This is a genomic window from Rahnella sp. RFA10(1/100), from assembly GCF_004195115.1.
Taxonomy (GTDB): domain Bacteria; phylum Pseudomonadota; class Gammaproteobacteria; order Enterobacterales; family Enterobacteriaceae; genus Rahnella; species Rahnella perminowiae.
Map to the genome: position 1 here is coordinate 227,200 of NZ_SEWR01000001.1, position 16,075 is coordinate 243,274.

15 protein-coding genes are annotated in these 16,075 nt (G+C 53.7%); 7 read left to right on the forward strand and 8 right to left on the reverse strand.

Annotated features, from left to right (window positions below; genetic code table 11):
• Positions 1-23: 23 nt before the first annotated feature.
• Positions 24-626 carry a GNAT family N-acetyltransferase gene (locus ETV65_RS00950; protein WP_129951140.1) on the forward strand — a complete coding sequence of 201 codons (603 nt, stop codon included), beginning with the start codon at positions 24-26 and terminating at the stop codon, positions 624-626.
• A gap of 10 nt (positions 627-636) precedes the next feature.
• Entirely contained in the window at positions 637-1,722 is a 1,086-nt protein-coding gene (gene ugpC, locus ETV65_RS00955; RefSeq protein WP_129951141.1) for a sn-glycerol-3-phosphate ABC transporter ATP-binding protein UgpC, read from the forward strand.
• Between the two features lie 48 nt (positions 1,723-1,770).
• On the opposite strand, the gene ETV65_RS00960 is transcribed toward ugpC, so the two are convergent.
• Complete coding sequence (locus ETV65_RS00960) at positions 1,771-2,898, reverse strand: ROK family transcriptional regulator (protein WP_129951142.1); 1,128 nt, start codon at positions 2,896-2,898, stop codon at positions 1,771-1,773.
• Positions 2,895-3,821 (reverse strand): BadF/BadG/BcrA/BcrD ATPase family protein, encoded by a 927-nt coding sequence (locus ETV65_RS00965; RefSeq protein WP_129951143.1) that lies wholly within the window; start codon positions 3,819-3,821, stop codon positions 2,895-2,897. The genes ETV65_RS00960 and ETV65_RS00965 overlap by 4 nt, the downstream gene beginning before the upstream one ends.
• 318 nt (positions 3,822-4,139) lie before the next feature.
• On the opposite strand from ETV65_RS00965, the gene ETV65_RS00970 reads away from it, so the two are divergent.
• Positions 4,140-5,300 (forward strand): Gfo/Idh/MocA family oxidoreductase, encoded by a 1,161-nt coding sequence (locus ETV65_RS00970; RefSeq protein ID WP_129951144.1) that lies wholly within the window; start codon positions 4,140-4,142, stop codon positions 5,298-5,300.
• 78 nt (positions 5,301-5,378) lie between these two features.
• Here ETV65_RS00970 and pncA read toward each other — a convergent pair whose 3' ends face one another.
• From pncA to sppA, 3 genes are all read right to left on the reverse strand, one after another.
• Positions 5,379-6,008, reverse strand: a complete 630-nt coding sequence (gene pncA / locus ETV65_RS00975; protein ID WP_129951145.1) for a bifunctional nicotinamidase/pyrazinamidase — start codon at positions 6,006-6,008, stop codon at positions 5,379-5,381.
• A gap of 14 nt (positions 6,009-6,022) precedes the next feature.
• The gene (ansA, locus tag ETV65_RS00980; RefSeq protein ID WP_129951146.1) at positions 6,023-7,036 is read right to left on the reverse strand and encodes an asparaginase; all 1,014 of its coding nucleotides are present in this window, start codon (positions 7,034-7,036) and stop codon (positions 6,023-6,025) included.
• Between the two features lie 147 nt (positions 7,037-7,183).
• Complete coding sequence (gene sppA / locus ETV65_RS00985) at positions 7,184-9,037, reverse strand: signal peptide peptidase SppA (protein WP_129951147.1); 1,854 nt, start codon at positions 9,035-9,037, stop codon at positions 7,184-7,186.
• Between the two features lie 179 nt (positions 9,038-9,216).
• Between sppA and ETV65_RS00990 the strand changes: the two genes are divergently transcribed.
• The 3 genes from ETV65_RS00990 (at position 9,217) to ETV65_RS01000 (ending at position 12,248) form a co-directional block, all read left to right on the forward strand.
• The gene (locus ETV65_RS00990) at positions 9,217-9,768 is read left to right on the forward strand and encodes an NAD(P)H nitroreductase (protein ID WP_129951148.1); all 552 of its coding nucleotides are present in this window, start codon (positions 9,217-9,219) and stop codon (positions 9,766-9,768) included.
• A gap of 223 nt (positions 9,769-9,991) precedes the next feature.
• Complete coding sequence (locus ETV65_RS00995; protein ID WP_165383681.1) at positions 9,992-11,941, forward strand: DNA topoisomerase III; 1,950 nt, start codon at positions 9,992-9,994, stop codon at positions 11,939-11,941.
• Positions 11,934-12,248: a DUF1496 domain-containing protein gene (locus ETV65_RS01000; protein ID WP_129951150.1), complete on the forward strand. Its 315-nt coding sequence runs from the start codon at positions 11,934-11,936 to the stop codon at positions 12,246-12,248. The genes ETV65_RS00995 and ETV65_RS01000 overlap by 8 nt, the downstream gene beginning before the upstream one ends.
• Positions 12,249-12,323: 75 nt before the next feature.
• Here the strand turns inward: ETV65_RS01000 and ETV65_RS01005 are convergent, their stop codons facing one another.
• Both ETV65_RS01005 and xthA read right to left on the reverse strand, forming a co-directional pair.
• Positions 12,324-12,719, reverse strand: a complete 396-nt coding sequence (locus ETV65_RS01005; RefSeq protein WP_129951151.1) for a pyrimidine (deoxy)nucleoside triphosphate diphosphatase — start codon at positions 12,717-12,719, stop codon at positions 12,324-12,326.
• Between the two features lie 4 nt (positions 12,720-12,723).
• A complete protein-coding gene (gene xthA, locus ETV65_RS01010; protein ID WP_129951152.1) occupies positions 12,724-13,533 on the reverse strand; it encodes an exodeoxyribonuclease III in 810 nt (269 codons plus the stop codon).
• A gap of 255 nt (positions 13,534-13,788) precedes the next feature.
• Between xthA and tyrR the strand changes: the two genes are divergently transcribed.
• Positions 13,789-15,363, forward strand: coding sequence for a transcriptional regulator TyrR (gene tyrR, locus ETV65_RS01015; RefSeq protein ID WP_129951153.1), 1,575 nt, complete (start codon positions 13,789-13,791; stop codon positions 15,361-15,363).
• Positions 15,364-15,447: 84 nt separating this feature from the next.
• On the opposite strand, the gene tpx is transcribed toward tyrR, so the two are convergent.
• Positions 15,448-15,951 carry a thiol peroxidase gene (gene tpx, locus ETV65_RS01020; RefSeq protein WP_129951154.1) on the reverse strand — a complete coding sequence of 168 codons (504 nt, stop codon included), beginning with the start codon at positions 15,949-15,951 and terminating at the stop codon, positions 15,448-15,450.
• Positions 15,952-16,075: the final 124 nt, after the last annotated feature.

Sequence of the window (16,075 nt, forward strand, 5' to 3'; positions counted from 1 at the left end):
TTATACAACCCTGGGGACTTTTTATGCCAACGCCGTCTGTTATTATTCGCCAGGCCACAACCGGTGACCTCGACGTCCTGTCCGCAATTTGTTTGAAAACGTCCGACGCCGGCCAGGATGGCACGGCGCTGTACAGCGATGCCACCTATCCTGGGCTGCGCTTCTCTGTACCCTATGCCGTATTAGAACCTGATTTAGCCTTTGTGCTGTGTCAGAACGATCAGGTTGTTGGCTATGTGGTCGGCACCCGGGATACGGTGGCGTTTAACCGGCGTCTCGAAACGCAGTGGTGGCCAGCCCTGCGTGAAAAGTTTGCCGGTCGTCAGCCTGTCGCGCCGCTTGATGACAAAGTGCTGGATGCCATTCGCCAACCTTCTCCTGCTTCCGATGAACTGACCGGCACTTATCCCGCACATCTGCATATTAATATCTTGCCCGCCGCACAGAAGGGCGGACATGGCCGGATGATGATTGAAACTGAACTCAATGCATTACGTGCAGCGGGCGTCAGCGGCGTACATCTTGGTGTCAGCCTGCAAAATGAGCAAGTTTGCGGGTTCTATTCCAGGCTGGGATTCAAATTTTTGATGCGCAGCAATGCCATTTATATGGGCTTAATCTTATAAAAGAGGACTTATGGCTAACCTACAGCTCAAGGCGATCAAGAAGTCCTATGAAAACGTCAATGTGATCCACGGCATCGATCTGGAGATTAACGACGGTGAATTTGTGGTGTTTGTCGGCCCGTCGGGCTGCGGCAAGTCAACGCTGCTGCGCATGATTGCCGGACTGGAAGAGATTACACAGGGAAGCCTCTGGGTAGACGGCGCAGATATGACTCAGCAACCCGCAACCGAACGCGGGATTGCCATGGTGTTTCAGTCTTACGCTCTGTACCCCAATATGACCGTGCGCGGTAATCTAAGCTATCCGCTGGAAGTGGCGAAACGCCCGAAAGCGGAGATCAAACGGCTGGTCGGGTTGACAGCACAGAAGTTGCATTTAAACGAACTGCTTGACCGCATGCCGCGCGCGCTCTCCGGTGGTCAGCGCCAGCGTGTCGCCATCGGGCGGGCGATTATCCGCGAGCCACGAATTTTCCTTTTTGATGAGCCGCTGTCGAACCTGGACGCCGAATTGCGTCTGCAAATGCGCATTGAAATTGCCAAACTCCATGAATCCCTGGGCAACACCATGATTTATGTGACTCACGATCAGCTTGAAGCGATGACGCTGGCGGACCGCATTGTTGTGCTGCGACAGGGCGTGATTGAACAGGTGGGTTCACCGCTCGGGCTTTACCATGATCCTGACAACATGTTTGTCGCCGGTTTTATCGGTTCTCCGCGGATTAACTTTATGGCGGCTGAGGTGGTGGTGGCCACCGGGGGGCACGTTCAACTACGTATTGCGGCGCTGGGTGTAGAAAGCCTGATTGTACCGCTCCTGCATCCACCGGGTGAGGGCGGAAAGGTCTGGCTGGGGATCCGTCCTGAACATTTCGTTTCTCCGGACAGCGCGGATTGCCAGTTCAGCGCCACATTAACCTTTGCTGAACGGCTGGGCCACACTAACTACCTTTATCTGGATTATGAGGACGAGAAAACGTTGGTTGTTGAACAACGTCAGCTGGAGTTGTGTGCCAACGGCGACACCGTCAGGTTTGGCATCAATGCAAAAGAGTGCCTGCTGTTTGCGCAAAGCGGTGAGAGAATTCGCTAAGTTTTTCCCGTCGGTTGCCTCCTCCCGACGGGAGGAGGCTCCGCTCAGTTACTCTTCGTCTGCCGATGCCGCTAAAATATCAATCAGTTTATTCACCGCAAAGCCCGCTGCGCCCAGCGCCCACATCCTGTTTGAATCAGTGAGAAACATCAGCGGCGTCAGTTGCGGCGTGAGTTTCAGGCGGTTTGCCTGAAAATTCATGGTGATGTTTTCCAGCAAGATCCGCGAGGCCATAGAAGGTTCCATCGCCAGATAAACAACATCCGGATCGAGTGCTATCGAGAGGTTGGCAAGTGAGATGCCGATGTACTGCCCGGCACTGGCCAAAATTTCAAGTGCGGCGGGAGAGGGATGTTGATCAATTTCAAGCAGATTGGTCATTTCAGGGGTATTAGTTTGTGCCGCCAGCGCCTTGAGAATAGCGCCTGAAGATGCCACTTCCTCCAGATTGGCTGATGTCCCGTCACCAATCAGGCCGTTTCCAATTTCTCCCGCCGTCCCGTGCCTGCCGCGATAGAGCTGGCGTTCGATAATGATCCCCGCGCCAATCCCCTTGCCGTAGGTGGCAATAATCGCCGACTGCGCATTGCCCAACTGACCGAACACCAGCGTGGCCAGTGCCATGGCGTTGGCATCGTTTTCGATATAAACCGGTATGTTGAAGCGCTCGGCCAGAATGTTGGCAATGGGCACATTTGTCCAGTCCAGGACTTTGGAGCGAACGCACGAGCCGCTGTCAGGGTCGACAATACCCGATAACGCCAGCCCGATTGCTCCGACTTTGTTGGCATCTACACTTTTAAGGAATTTCGCCAGCGCATCGCTGAGCTGCTTAGGTGTCATGGCACCGCTCGGAATTTGCTGTTCGCCAATCAGCCTGCCGTTAAGATCGGTCATCACAATCAGATTGCGTTCAGCGTTAAGCTGAATACCCACTACGGCTGCCTGATCCGGATCAAGACCCAGTAAAATTTTGGGACGTCCCATCGATTCCCGGCGCAGACCAAGTTCGTGGATGATGCCTTTTGCCAGCAGCCGGTTAGTGGCCTGAGAAACCGTCGACATACTTAATCCGCTGCGGACTTTCAAATCAGACTGGCTGATGGGGGCGTTTTCGACAATCAGACGCAGGAGGCGGGCCGAAACGTTAGGAGCAATTTTGTTAGCAGCGGTCATAATTTTAGGCGGTCATCTTTTGTGTAAGGGGGGCGTTGCGTTGAATTTAGCACAAGCGTTTGATGATGTGCTGCCAACAACAACGCGCCCTGCAGGGCATCACCCTGCGGTGCAACCAGTTGTTGCTGTAATTTGGGTGAAAGATAGGGAGTCACAGGTTGTGCAATGCCGCCCATCAGGCAAACTTTAGCCTGACTGGTGTTCACCAGAAAGGAAAGATGTTGCCCGATATCTGCGGCAAGGCGATGAACCAGCGACAGAGCGTTGCTGTCCTGACGCGCGGCATGTTCGAAAACCCACGGTGCAAATGTCCCCCATTGCGCGGGCGTTGCCGTAAGCGTCCACTGGAGCATATTTTCAGGGCTGTTGTCGAAATACGCCATGACGATATCTGTGAGCGGCGAGGGCGCGGAAAGACCCTCGTGGCAACGCAGGGCGAGCCGAAGTGCGCTGCGGCCCAGCTGCGCGCCGGAGCCGCCATCGGAAAGGGCAAATCCCCATCCACCGACGGAATGAAAATGCTGACCGTCGTAGGCTGTTCCCTGACTTCCGGTGCCGACAATCAGCACCGCGCCTGGCTGGCCCGCGTGTGCGCCGAGGCAGGCAATCTCCACATCGGAGGCGATGTCCCGTTGCAGAAAGGGCATCGGCCAGTCCAGCGCCTGCTGACGAATGCGGGTAACATTTGCACCGGCAAAACCAAAGGCGGCAGCGGTTTTTTGATGCGAACCTGCGGGGAGTTCAGCAATACTGAAGCAGTTTTCAACGGCGGCCAGCGCGGCGTCGATTGCGCCCTTAAAGTCGCTGAATATGTTGGCTGAGCCTGTGCTGCTATGTGCCAACACATTGCCCTGATGGTCGGTAAGTCGTGCCCGACATTGTGTTCCACCGGCATCAATTCCAACGAAGTATTCTGGTTGCAAAATTCCCCTCCTGCCTGACGCCGCAGCACAAGCCTTATAAGCTATTGAAACGGATGACCTGTGATGAGCCAAAAGATAGGGTAAAAAAACATAAATCGCAACAGTAAAAAACATCGAAAATAATTATAAAATTAATATCAATACATTCAATGATATAAATAAATAATGCTCTTTATGCGCTGTCAGGTTTGTTGACATTACTTTTATCACCGTAATAAGTTGGTGTTTAATCATTATACAATTGTATGCCGGGCGACCTTCCTCCGGCGCAGACCTTAGCATTGAGCTCACCTTATTAAGGCAGCCAGGGGATAAAACATGAAAGTAGGCATTGTCGGTCTCGGTTTTCGCATGTCCAATGTGGTTAATGAGTTTCATAAGGTAGACCCGGAATTTAGTATCGCCGGGTACGTTGACCCCGCGCCTGCCGGTCTGCCTAATCTTCATACCTTTGGTATCAAGCCGGGAGATGCGTATTCGTCGCTCGATGATCTGCTTAAAAATGCCGATTTCGACCTGTTAATGGTGGGCTCACCAAATTATCTGCATCTGGAGCATGTCAGGGCTGGCCTTGAGGCGGGTAAGCGAGTGTTTACTGAAAAGCCGGTGGTGATTAACGAAGAGCAAACCCTGGCGATGGCCGCGCTGATCAGGCAATACGGCTCAGACAATATTATTGTGGGTCTGGTGCTGCGCTATTCGCCGTTGTTTATTGATTTGATGCACGCCAGGCAGCAAGGGTTGTTGGGGGAGATTGCTTCGATTGAGGCCACCGAGCACATCCGCCCGTTCCATGGCGCTTTTTTCCAACGGGACTGGCGTCGCTATGAGAAATATGCCGGCCCGTACATTCTGGAAAAATGCTGCCACGATATCGATCTCTATCAGGGCCTGATGGGGGAAAGACCGGTGAGAGTGGCGAGTTTTGGCGGGCGAAAGTCGTTCACACCAGATCAGGAACCCCGGGGTGATTTTAACGCCAGTGCCGGGCTTTACCATAGTAAACCCAGCGGCTGGTCAGGTACCGATGCGGTATTTACCAGCGATGCCGACATTATCGATTACCAGACTGCGTTGATTGAATATAGCGGCGGTGCAACGCTGGCGTTTCACGCCAATCTGAACGTTCCTGATGAATTCCGCCGTTTCTGCGTGATTGGCTCACAGGGCATGGCAGAGGGGGACTTTGTACGTAATTTCTTCCGGGTTCATGATGCACGTTCGGGGGATAAAGTAATTTCTACCGAATACGAAGGTAATGCCTATGACGGTCATTACGGTGCGGATGCACTGATGGCCGAACATGTAGTGAAACATCTTAAGACCGGCAGCCCGCTTAATGTCTCTGTGGTGGATGCACTTGAGGCCGGGTTAACGGCAATAAAAATCGACGAAGCGCGAAAAAAACGTTCAGTCATCGATTTAACAGAAAGCTGGCAGCGTTTCGATCAAGAGTTAGGCCGCGTATCATCATCTTGACCCCCGACACCAGGGAAACCTTTGCGGCAAACCGCCCTCCTTTTCGGGGCGGTTTTTTTCATAAGCCGGGAGACAGCGTCAGCCGGTAATATCCGCAGACGTACTGATTTTCGCACCCGCCTTACGCAGGGTCACAACCGCTTCAGTACTGTCTTCTGGCTGTAAGTTGACACCACGGCAGCCGTCGGTCAGCAGGGTCACCTGATATCCCAGTTCCAGCGCATCCAGCACGGTGAATTTCACACAGTAGTCCGTCGCCAGCCCCATCACATATAAATGCGTGATCTGCGCCGCTTTCAGCCAGTCATTGAGCACCGTTGCAGCACGATGTCCGTTGTCGAAGAATGCACTGTAACTGTCGATGTCAGGATTGGTGCCTTTCTGCACCACAAAATCCACCAACGGCAGGTTCAGTGCCGGATGAAATTCTGCGCCCGGTTCATGCTGAACGCAGTGAACCGGCCACCAGACCTGCGGCAGGCCGTTAAGCTCGCCCTGCGTCCAGGGCTCCGCGCGGGAATTGGTAGCAAAGCTGCGATGACCGGCAGGATGCCAGTCCTGCGACGCCACCACGGCAATATCTTGTTCTTTACACCACGTCATCATTTTATTGGCGACCGCAACCGTGGCGTCGCCGTCAGTCACGGCCAGTGCGCCACCGCGACAAAAATCGTTTTGCAGATCGACCAGCAACAAAGCAGATTTCATCTCGCTCCCCTTATTTATTCAGTCAGTTCACCGCGCAGATTTTGCTGCATCAGTTCGCGGATGACCTGCGGAGAATGCGACTGACTCAGCAGATAATGCAGTTTAGTCAGCGCCGCTTCTACGGTCATATCAAAGCCGCTGATCACGCCTGAATGGGCAAGGGCATTGCCGGTGGCATAGCCGCCCATGTTGACGCGTCCTGAGATGCATTGGGTCAGATTGACTACCACGATGCCACGCTCAGATGCGTCTTTCAGCACTTTCAGCAGATCACCTTTTTGCGGGGCGTTACCGACGCCGTAAGAACGCAGGATCAGCGCTTTCACCGGTTGCATCAGGAAATTTTGTACCACTTCGGCTGAAATGCCCGGATAAATTGTCACCACGCCAATGGGCTGCGGTGTAATGTGGTGAACTTTCAGTTTCGCCGCAGGCACTTGTGGCAGTGAGGGTGTGGAAAGGCGGCGGATGTGGATCCCGGCTTCCAGCAGTGGCGAAAGGTTCGGTGACGCAAAGGCATCGAAACCATCGGCATGTGCCTTGGTGCTGCGGTTACCCCGGTACAGGCGGTTATTGAAGAACAGGGTGACTTCGTTGACCGGATGATTCGCCGCGATATACAGCGAGTTCAGCAGGTTGATTTGCCCGTCAGAACGCAATGCTTCCAGTGGGATTTGTGACCCTGTCACAATAACCGGCTTGCTCAGGTTTTCCAGCATGAACGACAGGGCGGAAGCGGTAAACGCCATGGTGTCGGTGCCGTGCAGGATAACGAAACCGTCATAGTCGTCATAATGCGCCTGGATATCGTCGGCAATGTGTTGCCAGTCTTCCGGCGTCATGTCGGAGGAATCCATCAGGGGCGCATATTCCTGAATAGTGAATTCAGGCATTTCCGGGCGGTGGAACTCCGGCATCAGCGCCAGCTGGCGTTGTAAATGGCCGGAAACCGGAATGTAACCCTGTTCAGAACGCTGCATACCGATTGTGCCGCCGGTATAGGCAACGTAAATAGATTTTTTAGTCATCGAGAGGTTCTTTTTTTAGAAAGGTGAAAGCAACTGCCCTAAGTATAAAGACTTCGCGGCTGGCGTCCCACCATAAAAAAGCCCGGAGTTCTCAGCAAGAAGCTCCGGGCTGTATATTAGGGTGATTCTTTATCCCAACACTGAACCTTACTTCACATCCCCACAGGTCAGGCAAAGTGCGTAACGGTTTTGCGGGTCATTCATATTGCTGAACAGATCAGCCTGCGATTTCAACTCCGTCGCCATTTTGCTGACAGGCGCAGGCAAATAAGCCTGGATCGCAGCCGGTAACATGGCATGGACCGATGTGCTGACCTGCGAGAACACCAGGTCGCTCAGGCTTGGTTCACTGACATACCAGTTCAGTTGCCAGTTTGGTAGCTTCGCCAGTTCAGCGGCTTTCTTCACGGCATCATCGAAATCACCCAGCTCATCCACCAGACCATTGGCTTTGGCATCAGAACCGATCCACACATGACCCTGGGCAATCTGATCGATTTGCTCAGGTGTTCTGTGGCGGGAATCGGCCACCAGACCCAGGAAGGTTTTGTAACCATTCTCAATGTTCAGCTGCATCATCTGCGAGAATTCTGGTGGCAGCGCTTTGGTGGAAGCGATATCCGCCAGCGGCGACGTTGCCACGCCATCGGTATGCACGCCCGCATAATCGAGCGTGTTCTGATAGGTGTTGATCACGCCAAAGATACCGATGGAGCCGGTGAGGGTGCTCGGGCTGGCGATAATATAGTTGGCCGGGGTTGAAATCCAGTAACCGCCGGATGCCGCCATCCCGCCCATTGATACCACAACCGGCTTGCCTGCGGCTTTTGCGGCAGCCAGTTCAGAACGGATCACTTCAGAAGCACTGACGCTGCCGCCCGGGCTGTTAACGCGCAGGATAATCGCTTTCACTTTCGGATCCAGACGGGCATCACGAATTTGCTGTGCTGTGGTGTCACCACCGACGGCACCCGGTTGTTCCTCACCGTCGTTGATCGCACCGGTCGCAAAGATCACTGCGATTTGCGGATCGTTATTGTCCGGTTTTGGTTTCGGCGAGTAATCGTAAATGCTGGTGTAATTAAAGTCTTTGGTGTTTTTATTCCAGCCAAAGGCTTTTACCATTTCATTGTCGGCTTCGGTGCGTGACGCCAGTGCATCAACGAGTTTGGCTTTCAGCGCATATTGCGCCATGTCACCGCCGGTTGCCTGCATCCCCGCCAGCACGCCCGCTGCCCCCGGGAACAATTGTTCAGGGGTTATCTGGCGGTTAGCTGAGACGGTATTGAGATAGTTGGTCCAGAGTCCGCCGATCCAGCGGCTATCGGCCTCACGGGCGGCAGGGGACATATCATCACGGATCAATGGCTCAACGGCAGATTTATAGGTTCCGACGCGGAAGATATGGGTGGTGACTTTCAGCTTATCCAGCAGCGATTTGTAATACAGATTATTGGTTGCAAAACCGTGAAGATCGACCGCGCCCTGTGGCGACAGGTAAATTTTGTTGGCATAGCTGGCCAGATAATATTGCGACTGGTTATAACTGTCGCCGATGGCGTAAACCGGTTTGCCTGTATCGCGGAATTCACGCAGTGCTTTACCGATATACTGCATCGATGACTGATCCGTACCGGTGAAATCGGTCAGCTGTAACACAATCCCGGTAACGTTTTTGTCATCTTTTGCCGCGCGAATCGTATCGACGAGATCAAACAGTGAGTTTTCCTGCAGACGGCTGCTCGAGGTGCCGAGCAATTCGCGACCCCACTGGCGAATTTTATTATTCACAGAAGGTTTATCGACCACCGTTCCGCTCAGGTCAACCAGCAGCGCGCCTTTAGTCGCCTCAACCGGTTTGTCCTGTACGGCATACCAGATGCCAACACCGGCCAGAATGATGAGGATCAGAAATACGTTGAGAATAAATTCTCTGACGAAATTAAGAAGACGCCAGGTCCACTTAAAAAAACCGGCGATAATTCGCCACAATGTGCGCATGGTCTCTCCAACAAGACAGATAAGTCCCGCTATCCTAATGACCCGCCAGAAAAATGTCAGCTTTAAATCATGTCAGAATTTGGCAGTGATGCATTATCTGAAAGCCATCTGACTGTTGGAAAAAGGCGTTACGCTTATGTTAACGTAATCCAAATAGCAATTATTCTCAGGAGAACACCATGGACGCTTTGGATTTATTACTTAACCGCCGTTCTGCTTCCCGTCTGGCTGCTCCGGCACCGGCGGGCGAAGCACTGCAAAATATCATCCATGCCGGTATGCGGGCTCCGGATCACGGTGCGCTCCAGCCCTGGCGGTTTGTGATTGCTGAAAACGACGGTCTGACCCGCTTCAGCGAAGTGCTGCGCGCGGCAGCCATCAAAGACGGTGCCGATGAAAAAGCCATCGAAAAAGCCACGCAGGCCCCCTTGCGTGCACCACAAATTATTACCGTGATTGCTGCCTGCAAAGAAAGCCCGAAAGTGCCACAGTGGGAACAGCTGCTTTCCGCCGGATGCGCCGTGCACGCCATGCAGATGGCCGCGCTGGCGCAGGGTTTTAATGGCATCTGGCGTACCGGCGCGTGGACCGATCATCCGGACGTGCGCAAGGCATTCAAATGCGGTGAAAACGATAAAATTGTCGGTTTCCTGTATCTCGGCACGCCGCAGCTGAAAGCCAGTCTGCAGGTGATCCCGGCCGACAGCTCACCCTTCGTCACGCATTTATAAAACCAGAATGCTCACTGATTAACCGGTTTTGATCGGCCTTTTCCGATTAAACCGGTTTTTTGCTGCCTAAATGAGCGACCACTCTCGCGGATCCTTTTAACCATCTTACTAATTACGCCGCCAGCGGCTAACATAGCCATTCTGCATGATGAGGACGTAGTGAAATGAAGGGTGGGAGAATGGAAATTTTTGTCGCGATTACACCGCAAACAGGTGCCTGTTGATGCGTCTGTTCATTGCCGAAAAGCCCAGCCTTGCCCGCGCGATTGCGGATGTCCTGCCGAAACCTCATCGCCGCGGTGATGGTTATATTGCCTGTGGTAACGATCAGGTAGTGACCTGGTGCGTCGGGCACTTACTTGAACAGGCGCAACCCGACGCCTACGACAGCCGTTTTGCGCGCTGGTCACTGGCGGATCTGCCCATTATTCCTGAAAAATGGCAGCTTCAGCCGCGCGCTTCAGTCGCCAAACAACTCAACGTGATTAAGCGTTTATTGCTCGAAGCCTCGCAGGTCGTCCACGCCGGCGACCCGGATCGCGAAGGGCAATTACTGGTGGATGAAGTGCTGGATTATCTCGAACTGACGCCGGAAAAACGCCAGGCTACCCAGCGCTGCCTGATTAACGATCTCAACCCGCAGGCCGTTGAGCGCGCTATTGAACGTCTGCGTGATAACCGCGATTTTATTCCGCTGTGTGTCTCCGCGCTGGCCCGCGCCCGCGCCGACTGGCTTTACGGCATCAATATGACCCGCGCCTATACCATTCTGGGGCGCAACGCCGGTTACAACGGTGTGCTTTCCGTCGGACGCGTGCAGACCCCGGTTCTCGGACTGGTGGTACGCCGCGACGAAGATATCGAAAACTTCGTGCCGAAAGATTTCTTTGAAGTAAAAGCCCACATTGTTACGCCTGCCGAAGAGCGTTTTGTGGCGCTGTGGCAGCCGAGTGATTCCTGCGAACCCTATCAGGATGAAGAGGGCCGTTTGCTGCACCGTCCGCTGGCCGATCACGTTGTGGCCCGCATTGCCGGACAACCGGCAATGGTCACCGGCTATAATGACAAGCGTGAGAATGACATTGCGCCGTTGCCGTTTTCGCTCTCCACATTGCAGATTGAAGGCTCAAAAGCCTTTGGCCTGAGCGCCCAGCAGATCCTCGATATCTGCCAGAAATTGTACGAAACGCACAAATTGATTACGTATCCGCGTTCGGATTGCCGATATCTGCCAGAAGAGCACTTTGCCGGGCGTCACGCCGTGCTGAACGCTATCGGTATTCACCGTCCTGATCTGATGCCACAACCGGTGATAGATACTGATTTGCGTAACCGCTGCTGGGACGACAAAAAGGTCGATGCGCACCATGCGATCATCCCGACAGCGCGCAGCAGTCACGTCAACCTGACCGATGACGAACGTAAGATTTACGGTCTGGTGGCACGTCAGTATCTGATGCAATTCTGCCCGGATGCGGTGTATCGCAAATGTGTGATCGACCTGGATATCGCGGGCGGTAAATTTATCGCCAAAGCGCGTTTCCTGGCTGAGGCAGGCTGGCGCACATTGCTGGGCAGTAAAGAACGCGACGAGGAAAACGAAGGTACTCCGCTGCCGGTGGTCGCAAAAGGTGATGAACTGTTGTGCGAGCACGGAGAAGTGGTTGAGCGTCAGACCCAGCCGCCGCGGCCTTTTACCGATGCGACATTACTTTCCGCCATGACCGGGATTGCGCGTTTTGTGCAGGATAAGGAACTGAAAAAAATTCTGCGTGCGACTGACGGACTGGGTACCGAAGCGACGCGTGCCGGGATTATCGAACTGCTGTTTCGCCGCGAATTTTTGTATAAGAAAGGGCGCTATATTCATTCCAGCGATACGGGGCGTGCCTTGATCCACTCGCTGCCGGACATCGCCGCCCGCCCGGATATGACTGCTGACTGGGAATCCACGCTGACGCGTATCAGTGAAAAAAGCTGCCGTTATCAGGATTTCATGCAACCGCTGGTCGCCACGTTGCAGAATCTCATCATGCAGGCCAAAACGAACCGGGTGTCTTCAGCATTCCGCAGTCTGCCTTCCAAACCAGCAGGCGCTGCAGCGAAAGGCAAAAGCGCCCCTAAACGACGCAAAGCGAGCACCAAAGGGAAGGACGCAAACAGTGATGAATAATATTTTTATCCGTAAAGCGCTGATGACATGGCTGATCAGTTCCGCATTACTGGCTGCACCCGCAATGGCTAACCGCAGCAATATTGGCAACGGCGCGGATGTTGTGGTGCCCTTGCCGCCGCAAATCTGGGAGAACAGCGGCAACAACAATAACAGTGCGCCGACCTGTCACAATTGTTGCATCTACAATAACCAGAGTTACAGCGAAGGTGCGGTGGTTACGGCTGACAGCGTGGTGTTGCAATGCTCACGTGACCCGAACGTGGTGGGCACCAACGAGCTGAAATGGGAAGTGTTGAAGAAATAACACCGTCTCAATCTTCAGATAAAGAAAAGGCGCGTGACGGGCAACAGTCCGCGCCTTTTTGTTTGCAGTAGCCGGTTACGTGGCAAGTTTCATCAGATAAGCTTCGATCAGCGGAATATCTGCCGGTGCCAGTTCAAACGATAACACTTCGGCGGGCGTTACCCAGCAGATTTCAGAGTGACACTGTAACATTATTGTCCCGGTGAATCCGCTGACCCGCCAGCCGTGCAGACGGATCCGCCGTGCAGCGTGTTGTACCTCGCTGGTGGCGACAAAACCGGTCACCGTCGCGTTAATGCGCATTTCTTCCCACAACTCACGCACTAATGCGGCGGGCTGACTTTCCCCGGCTTCCACTTTTCCGCCGGGGAATTCCCACAAACCGGCCTGATCGCCGGACGCATCCCGTCGGGCGATCAGCAATTTGCCTTCGCACTCAATCAGGGCGGCGACCACCTCAATCGTCTTCATGGCATTATTTCAGATCGAACGTTGCCCAGATAGGCGCATGGTCAGACGGTTTTTCCATCCCGCGGATAGCGTAATCAATCCCGGTGGCGGTGCAACGCGCGGCCAGCGGCGTGCTCGCCATGATCAGATCGATACGCAGACCGCGGTTTTCATCGAAGCCACGCGAGCGGTAATCAAACCACGAAAATTGATCGGCAGTGTCCGGGTTCGCCGCGCGGAAGGTGTCTACCAGCCCCCAGCCTTTCAGGCGATCCATCCACTCACGCTCTTCCGGCAGGAAGGAACATTTACCGGTGCGCAGCCAGCGTTTACGGCTATCTTCGCCGATACCGATGTCCAGATCAGTCGGACTGATATTCACATCGCCCATCACCACGACCGGATTATTCACCGACAAGCGGGTGGTCAGATAATCCTGCAAATCACGGTAAAACTTCTCTTTGGCCGGGAATTTGGTCGGATGGTCACGGCTCTCGCCTTGCGGGAAATAACCGTTGATCACCGTCAGAATACCTTGCGGCGTTTCGATATCGGTCATGATGATACGGCGCTGAGATTCTTCATCATCACCGGGGAAACCCCGGCGTACAGCGACGGGTTCTTGCTTCGTCAGCATGGCGACGCCGTAATGGCCTTTTTGTCCATGATAAAAGACGTGGTAACCATGCTGGCTGACTTCTTCCAGCGGGAACATATCGTCATGCACCTTGGTTTCTTGTAAACCAATAACGTCAGGCTGGTGCTGTTCGATTATTGCCGCAAGCTGATGTGGGCGGGCGCGCAATCCGTTGATATTAAAGGAGACGAACTTCATAGTCGGGAACCATTGGGCGATGAAATCAGAAGGGCGATAGTAGCAGAAAAAGGGCGAAGGGAGAAACCGGCATATGGCGGGTGCGGACAGCACAAATCACTGCCACAGCAAAATACAGACCGGATCATCAGGGTGGGCCGTGGTCATTAAGTGAATTATTTTGTCAACTTTTCGTGACAGTCTCTTCTTCCGCTGTACATGAAAGAGTATTATGCCTGCAGCGATTTCCGCACCGGCAGAAAAAGGTCAACACTGATGCGTCTGGAAGTTTTTTGCGAAGACCGCCTGGGTCTCACCCGTGAACTCCTCGATTTACTGGTTTTACGCAGTATCGATTTACGCGGTATCGAGATTGCCTCGATTGGCCGCATTTACCTGAATTTTTCCCAACTGGATTTTGATACTTTTCGCGCCCTGATGGCTGAAATCCGCCGCATTGATGGCGTAACGGATGTGCGGACCGTGCCGTTCATGCCTTCCGAGCGCGAACACCGCGCGCTGCGCGCTTTGCTGGTTTCCATGCCGGAACCGGTTTTTTCCATTGATATGAAAGGCAAGGTCGAACAGGCTAACCCGGCCGCGATGGCATTGTTTGAACTCGATGAAGACAAAATCCGCACCGTGACGGCAGCAAACCTGATCACCGGTTACAACGTCACGCGCTGGCTGGAAAGCGACAATGCCCAGCCACACACTGAACGTATTGTGATCCGCAGTCAGGATTTTCTGATGGACCTCACGCCAATCCACGTGGATGACGAAGACAAAAAAGGCGGGATTGCCGGCGCTGTTGTCATGCTCAAATCGGCCGCCCGCATGGGGCGCCAGTTGCAGGATCTGACCGTTAACGACGACAGCGAGTTTGACCACATCGTCGCGGTCAGTACCAAAATGCGTCACGTTTTAGATCAGGCGCGCAAACTTGCCATGCTGGATGCGCCGCTGCTGATTGTCGGTGACACCGGCACCGGCAAAGATTTACTGGCTCACGCCTGCCATCTGCGCAGCGCACGGGGTAAGAAACCGTTCCTCGGCCTTAACTGTGCCTCTTTGCCGGATGACGTAGTAGAAAGCGAGCTGTTTGGTTACGCTGCCGGCGCCTATCCGAATGCGCTGGAAGGCAAGAAAGGCTTCTTCGAACAGGCTAACGGCGGTTCCGTACTGCTCGATGAAATCGGTGAGATGTCACCCCGGATGCAGATCAAACTGCTGCGTTTTCTCAATGACGGTACCTTCCGCCGCGTGGGTGAAGAGCATGAAGTGAAGGTGGACGTCCGTGTGATGTGCGCCACCCAAAAAAATCTGGTGGAACTGGTGCAGCGTGGCGAATTCCGTGAGGATCTGTATTACCGTCTTAACGTGCTGAGCCTGACACTGCCACCACTGCGCGATCGCCCGGCGGATGTGATGCCACTGACCGAGCTGTTCGTGGCGCGTTTCTCTGATGAACAGGGCATGCCGCGTCCAAGGCTGTCCTCACAGCTGGCGAATTACCTGACGCATTACGGCTGGCCGGGCAACGTCCGTCAGTTGAAGAACGCCATTTATCGCGCACTGACGCAACTGGAAGGCGGCGAACTGCGCCCGCAGGACATCGTTCTGCCAGATTTTGATGCGGAAGTGACCCTCGGTGAGGAAGCGCTGAACGGCTCGCTCGACGATATCAGTAAACGTTTCGAACGTTCTGTGCTGACCCGTCTTTACCGCACTTATCCGAGTACGCGTAAACTGGCGAAACGTCTGGGGGTGTCGCATACGGCCATTGCCAATAAATTGCGCGAATACGGCCTCAGCAGCCGTCGGGGAGAAACGGGCGACAGCGAAGAGTAATTTGCTTCTCAGGGATCGCATACATAAAAAAAGCAACGGATTACGCCGTTGCTTTTTTTTCATCTGTTGCCTGTGAAGAGGTGATTACTTCAGCACAGCCAGCGCAGATTCATAGTCAGGTTCGGTGGTGATTTCATTCACCAGTTCGCTGTACAGCACGTTGTCCTGACCATCCAGAACCACCACGGCACGCGCGGTCAGACCCGCCAATGCGCCGTCGGTGATACCCACGCCGTATTCGGATTTGAAATCACCGCCACGCAGGGTGGACAATGTGACCACGTTAGACAGACCTTCCGCGCCGCAGAAACGGGACTGGGCGAAGGGCAGATCAGCCGAAATGCACAGTACCACGGTGTTGTCGATTTCACCCGCCAGCTGATTGAATTTGCGCACAGACGTGGCGCAAACGCCGGTATCAATACTTGGGAAAATGTTCAGGACTTTACGCTTGCCTGCAAAGCTGCTCAGGCTGACATCAGAAAGATCTTTAGCGACCAGGCTGAAAGGCTTGGCGACATCGCCTTTTTGTGGGATTTTGCCTGCAACGCTAACCGGGTTGCTCTGAAAGTGTACTGTCTGGGTCATGATTATTTCCTATGTCCATTGGAGTCAAACGGCTTTCAGTTTAGGGTAACAATGCTATGTTGGATATAGATTATTTGTTAATAACTTGTATATGTTGATTGTAACCCGCAGGGCGCATTTCACC